This window comes from Streptomyces beijiangensis, from assembly GCF_017315755.1.
Classification (GTDB): domain Bacteria; phylum Actinomycetota; class Actinomycetes; order Streptomycetales; family Streptomycetaceae; genus Streptomyces; species Streptomyces beijiangensis.
Genome location: NZ_JAFLRJ010000481.1, coordinates 1 through 6,106, shown reverse-complemented (window position 1 = coordinate 6,106; position 6,106 = coordinate 1). Strand labels below are relative to the sequence as shown.

Genomic DNA, 6,106 nt, shown 5'->3' with positions numbered 1-6,106 from the left:
GACGTGAGGCGCGGGATGGAGCCCAGCAGGCCCCAGCTGTAGGGGTGTTCGGGGGTGCGCAGGATGTCGCGTACCGAACCCCGCTCCACACAGCGGCCCGCGTACATCACCATCACGTCGTCGGCGACCTTGGCCACCACGCCCAGGTCGTGGGTGATGATGATGNNGGTGGTCGGCTCGTCCGCGATGATCAGGTCCGGGTTGCAGACGAGCGACATCGCGATCATCACGCGCTGGCGCATACCGCCGGAGAACTGGTGCGGATAGTCGTTCACCCGCTCCCTGGGCTGCGGGATGCCGACCTTCCCGAGCATCTCGATCGCCCGCTCCTTGGCCTCCTTGCGGGACGCGCCCATATGCGCGATGTACGGCTCGGCGATCTGCCGGCCCACCGTGTAGTACGGCGAGAGGGCGGCCAGCGAATCCTGGAAGATCATGGCCATCTTCTTGCCGCGCAGGTGCGACAGGGTCCGCTCCGAGGCCCCGGTCAGCTCCTGCCCGTCCAGCAGGATCTCGCCGCGCACCTCGGTGTTGCGCGGGTTGTGCAGCCCCAGGATCGCCAGGTTGGTCACGGACTTCCCCGAGCCCGACTCACCCACGATGCCCAGGGTGGAGCCGCGTTCCAGGTCGAAGGAGAGGCCGTCGACCGCCTTGACGGTGCCGTCCTCGGTACTGAATCGGACATACAGATCGCGGACCGAGAGGAAGGGCTGGGACGGTGTGTCCACCGGCTCGGCCTCAGGCTTGGTGAGGATGGTCACGGGCTGTTCTCCTACGGTGTGCGGCAGCTGGGCGGGGTCCTGGGCGGGCGTACAGGGGTGCTCAGGCGAGCCGCATCCGCGGGTCGATGAAGGCGTACAGCGTGTCGATCACGATGTTGGAGCAGACGATGATGGTGGCTCCGATGAGCATCACCGCCATCTCCAGCGGCAGGTCGCTGCGGAGGACCGCCTGGACCGAGAGGCTGCCCAGGCCGTGCAGGCCGAAGGTGACCTCGGTGATGATCGCCCCGCCGAGTACGGCGCTCAGGTCCACGCCGAAGATGGTGACGATGGAGGCCATCGCGCCGCGCAGCGCGTACCGCATGAACACATAGCGCTCGGACAGGCCCTTGGCGCGGGCGGCCCTGATGTGTTCCTCCGACATCTGCTCGACCATCAGCGAGCGTGTCTGCCGGCTGTAGTTCGACCAGAAGATCACCGACATGACCAGGGAGGGCAGGATCATCCCGGTGACGGAGCTCAGGGGGGCGTTCGCCCAGTCCACGTCGTGCCCGCGGTTCAGCAGGTGCAGGTTGGTGGAGAGCACCAGGATGGCGATCGGGCCGATGAAGTAGATCTGCACCGAGTTGCCCAGGAGCGAGATCGCGCTGGCGAACCGGTCGAAGAACTTGCCCTGCTGCCAGGCGGAGATGAGCCCCAGGCCGACCCCGACGGTCAGGAAGGTCGCGGCGCCGCCGACGGCCAGCGTGAGCGTGGTGGGGTAGCGGTCGGCGATGGTGGGCCAGACCGGCTGCTGGTCGGCGAAGGAGTAACCGAAACAGGGCGCGGGGCAGTTGCCGGCGGGCAGATGGCGGCCGGTGAAGATGCCCGACATGAAGTTCCAGTACTGGGTCCAGATCGGCAGATCGAGTCCGAGGTTCTTGCGGATGAGTGCGACGTTCTGCGGGTCGCAGTTCTTTCCGCAGGACAGCAGCGCCGGGTCCGAGGGCAGGAAGAAGAACAAGAAGTAGGTGATGGCGCTGATCAGCAGCAGGATGACTGCGGCGCCGAGCAGCCGTCGCGCAAGAAATCGGAGCATCGGTGAGGCTCTTCCATGGGGATACGGGTCCCCCGGCCCGGCTCGTGGGAGACCGGGCCGGGGGACCTGACTGGGCTGCTGCGGCTACTGCTTCACGAAGACGGTGTTCGGGTTGACGGTTCCGTACACCTGGTTGTAGGTGACGCCGCCGAGTCCGGATCCGTAGAGGTTGAAGTACTTGTCGAAGATGAACGGGATCTGCGACGTGTCGGTCTTCAGGACGTACTCCGAGAGCGTGCGCCACTCGTCGTTCTGCTTGGTGATGTCCGTGATCGCCTGGATGCGGTCGATCTCGGTGTTCACGTGCTCGTCGTTGAGGAACGAGTAGTTGTTGGTGCCGTCGGCGAGGTTGCGGCCGTCCATGGTCGGCGGGACCACGGTCGAGGCGCTCGGCCAGTCGGCGCCCCAGCCGGTGCGGTAGATGTCGTACGGCGTCGCGACCTTGCCGACCACCGTGTAGTACGAGGTCGGGTCGATGGCCTTGCGCTGTACGTCGAATCCGGCCTTGTCCAGGGCGTTCTTGACGGTCAGTGACACCGCCTGCCAGCGCGGGGTGTTGGCATAGGCGTAACTGATCTTGTACTTGCCCGTGACGCCGGCTTCCTTGAGGAGCCCCTTGGCCTTCTCGATGTCACCGGTGGTGTTGGTGAGCTTGTTGAACGGGTCGAACTTCTTCCACCCGGCCACGGTCGGGCTGAGCAGCGTGGTGCCGAGCTCGCCCTGTGCGCCACCGCCGAATGCCTGCTGGACCTGCTTCATCGGGAAGGCGTACATCAGCGCCTGGCGGATCTTCGGGTCCTTGATCCGCTTGGTGTTGATGTTCATGACCTCGACGTACGGCTGGTACTCGTTGACCGTCCGCGCCTTGTACTGCGCGTCCGTCGTCAGCGTCTGCATCTTCGACGGGTCGGAGGAACCGGAGAGGTTCACCGCGAACTTGTCGAGACCGGAGTCGGCGGCCAGCCGGTTGGTGAGACCCGGCTCGGCGATGCCGAGCTGGAACTCCCACTTGTCCGGGTAGGCGTTGCGGATCGAGTCGGTCTTCGGGTCCCAGTTGGGGTTGCGCACGAAGCTCAGGGACTTGCCCGCCTTGTACGAGGCGATCTTGTAAGGCCCGGTGGAGACAGGGTGGTTGTTGTACTTGACCTTGTCGTCCTTGGCCTTCTGCACCGGCGAGATGTTCGGCATCGCCATGGCGTACGGGGTGTCCGCGTGCGCGTCCTTGAAGTGGAAGACGATGGTCTTGTCGTCCGGTGTGGCGATGGCCGTGTCGGGGATCGACTGGCCGGTGTACGGGCCCTTGTAGGCCTTGCGGTAGTCCGGGCCGAACAGCCACTTCTGGACGTACTGCGGGCCCTGGGTCTGGTAGTCGGCGAAGAGCCGCTCGATCCCGTACTTGACGTCCTTGGACGTGATCGCGCTGCCGTCCTCGAACTTCACCCCGTCCTTGAGGGTGTACGTCCAGGTCTTGGCGCCGTCCGACGAGGTGCCGGCGTCGGTGGCGAGGTCGCCGACCAGCGTGGTCTTGCCCGTCTTGGGGTCGATCTTGTACCCGGTGAGCGAGCGGTTGTAGAGCAGCTGGACCGAGAGCTGGTCGCTCACGTACTGCTGGCCGGGGTCGAGATAGTCGAAGCCCGCCTGGTCGAGGTCGTAGGCGGTGCCGCCGGGCTTCGCCCCGGTGACCGCGGTGGCGGGTCCGGTCGAGTCGGCCTTGGTGCCGATGCCGAAGTTCTGCACCGTGGCTTTCTTGCCTTCGCCGGCTTTTTTGCCGTCGTCGGCTGCGCCGCCGCTGCTGCATGCAGCAGACAGTGTCAAAGTCCCCACCGCCAGAAACGCGGAGGCATAACGTGCCCTGCGAATTCTCATTGATTCCTGCCTGTTGTGATACGAGCGAAACGAGCGATTCGGGCGAATCGAGCGATCAGCGGACGGTCTTGGGGTCGATTGCGTCCCGGACCGAATCCCCGAGCAGGTTGAAGGCGACCACGAAGATCACCATCGCGATGCCGGGGAAGAACATGAAGGTGATGTCGGATTCGAAGTAATTGGCGCCGGACTGGAAGAGCAGGCCCCAGTCGGGAGTGGGCGGCAGAACTCCGACACCGAGATACGAGAGCCCTGCTTCCGCTGTCACATTGACCGGAAGGAGCAGGGTGAACTGCACCAGGATCGTGGACCAGATATTCGGCAGCAGTTCTTTTCTGATGATGCGCCAGTTGGAAGCCCCGCTGAGCCTGGCAGCCTCGATGAACTCGCGTTCCCGCAGGGAGAGGATCTGGGCGCGCACCAGCCGGCCCACCGACATCCAGCCGAGCAGGAACTGCACCAGGATCAGGGCCACGACCCGGAGATAGGTCGGTTCCTCGTCTCGGGGAGACACGAAGAGGGCGATGATCACCGGAGTGAAGGCGATGAAGAAGAGCTGCTGCGGAAAGGACAGCATCAGATCGGAGAACCGGCCGACGAAGTAGTCCACCTTGCCGTGCATATAGCCCTGTACGAGGCCGATCAGTACACCCACGGCGACCGAGACAAGGGTCACCGCGAGGGCAATGAAGAGCGACGTGCGAATCCCGTAGATCAGCAGGGTGAAGACATCGCGCCCCAGGTTCGGCTCGATGCCGAACCAGAAGTCGCTGTCGATGCCCCCGTTGGGTTTCAGGGGGATGCCGTAGCTGTTCAGCAGGCCCCTGTCCTGGCCGTAGAGCTGGTAGGGATCCTTGCCGTACAGCTTCGAGATCAGGGGCGCGGCGAGGGCGACGAGGATGAAGCCGATCACGGTGAGCGCGCAGGCGATCCCGACGCGGTCCCGCTTGAACCGCACCCATGCCAGCTGTCCCGGGGACCTGCCGACGAGCTCGGCGACAGGCGTACCGGCGACGGTTGCGGACGGATCGCCCGCCGGAACCGGATCACTGGGTTCCGTAGCGGCCTGGGTTGGACTGGTCATCGCGCATTGCCCCCGCACCAAGAGACCGTGTGACGCCCGTAGACATCGACTGATTGACGGGAACTCTCACCAGGTCAACGGTGCACGTCAAGGGGCTTGGTGAAGGTGTTGCGCGGAACGCCCGTGATTTTGCAGAGACTTTCTGGCATTGAGTCGTCAAAGAGCTTGACAGGGGTGCCGGGTGGGCGGCATTTCAAGATAAATAGCCATCAAAATCGTTAACGTGCAGGCAACTTGACTGTCGCAACACCGATATACGAACGCGCCACTCTGAACACCGTACGGCCGTGCGGGTGCCGTAGGCCGGCCGGGGTGCGCCATGTCATCCCGGCCGGTCGCACTCGTATTGCCCTGCCTCTTGTTCAATTGCCGCACGGCGGTGGATGATCGCGGGCGTGCTACTCACTCGTGGTGCCCGAGTCACCGGCGCCGTCGTGTGCGTGCTGCTCGCGCTGATCGCAGGGTCCTGGATCGCCCGCGATCTCAACACCGCCGACGGGCCCGCCCAGTTGTGGCGGTTCTGGGAGTCAGGACCCTCCGGTCTCGGGCAGGCGTCGCTGACGACCACGCTGTACGACCTGCTGCTGGTCGTCGTGTACGCGGCCGTGGCACTCGCCGCCCTCCGCTCGCCGCTCGCCGCCCAGGCCCTGGTCGCCGCGGCCGTGATCACGCTGGTCGTACGGCTGCCCGCGCTCTGGGTGGTGCGGGCCGGCTGGATGCGGCAGTGGTCCGGGCCCGATCTGCGCGACCGGGCGCTGTGGAGCGCCTTCGCCGCGATCGGGGGTGCGCTCGTGCTGCTGATCGTGGCGGCGGCGGGGCGCAGGCGAGCTGACAGTGCGTACGACGAGGACGACCGTGTGCCGACCCGGCCGCTGCTGGGCGCCGGGGTGACGGCCTTTCTCTTCCTGGGAGTCGCCGGGGGTGCCACGCTGGCCTGGGAGGGCTGGACGGCCTTCGATCTGGTGGACATCAGCAGGCGGGCGTACGAGAACCGCTTCACCGGCGAGGCGGGGCTCTACACCCCGCTGCTCGGGGTCCCGGCCGGCTGGCTGAACGTGACGCTCGGCGGGCTGAGCCTGGTGGCGGCCGTCGCGGCCGTGGCCCGCGCCCGGTTCTCGCGGCCGCTCGGTCTGGTGGTGGCCCTCGTCCTGGCGGGCGCGGGCGGGATGTACCTGTCGATCGTGCTGCGGGGCGGCCTGATCCGGCACCTCGACGAACTGCCCGCCCGCGGTCAACTGCTGGTCTATACGCAGCTGTTCTATCTGCTGGCGGGCGTGGTGGTGCTGGCCGTACTGGCCCGGCGGGGCGTGCACGACGAGGCCGGGGATCCGGCCCCGTCGTGCACGCCCCGCCGGG

The 6,106-nt window shown here is 66.0% G+C and carries 5 protein-coding genes; 1 reads left to right on the top strand and 4 read right to left on the bottom strand.

Annotation, left to right across the window (positions count from 1 at the left end; genetic code table 11):
- The 4 genes from J0695_RS35490 to J0695_RS35475 all read right to left on the bottom strand — a co-directional run.
- Positions 1 to 761 (bottom strand): ABC transporter ATP-binding protein (locus J0695_RS35490; RefSeq protein ID WP_206968893.1); only part of this gene is annotated, 761 nt, incomplete at its 3' end.
- A 61-nt stretch (positions 762 to 822) separates the two neighbouring features.
- Entirely contained in the window at positions 823 to 1,800 is a 978-nt protein-coding gene (locus J0695_RS35485) for an ABC transporter permease (RefSeq protein ID WP_206968892.1), read from the bottom strand.
- An 84-nt stretch (positions 1,801 to 1,884) separates the two neighbouring features.
- On the bottom strand, positions 1,885 to 3,624 hold the full coding sequence (locus J0695_RS35480) for an ABC transporter substrate-binding protein (protein ID WP_307798871.1): 1,740 nt from the start codon (positions 3,622 to 3,624) through the stop codon (positions 1,885 to 1,887).
- Positions 3,625 to 3,721: 97 nt separating this feature from the next.
- The gene (locus J0695_RS35475) at positions 3,722 to 4,750 is read right to left on the bottom strand and encodes an ABC transporter permease (protein ID WP_206968890.1); all 1,029 of its coding nucleotides are present in this window, start codon (positions 4,748 to 4,750) and stop codon (positions 3,722 to 3,724) included.
- A gap of 395 nt (positions 4,751 to 5,145) precedes the next feature.
- On the opposite strand from J0695_RS35475, the gene J0695_RS35470 reads away from it, so the two are divergent.
- The coding region (locus tag J0695_RS35470; RefSeq protein ID WP_206968889.1) for a hypothetical protein at positions 5,146 to 6,106 on the top strand (961 nt) is incomplete at its 3' end.

Excerpts from the sequence above, each read along its gene's own strand:
- J0695_RS35475 (WP_206968890.1), bottom strand. The coding sequence starts at position 4,750 with ATGACCAGTCCAACCCAGGCCGCTACGGAACCCAGTGATCCGGTTCCG.
- J0695_RS35485 (WP_206968892.1), bottom strand. The coding sequence starts at position 1,800 with ATGCTCCGATTTCTTGCGCGACGGCTGCTCGGCGCCGCAGTCATCCTG.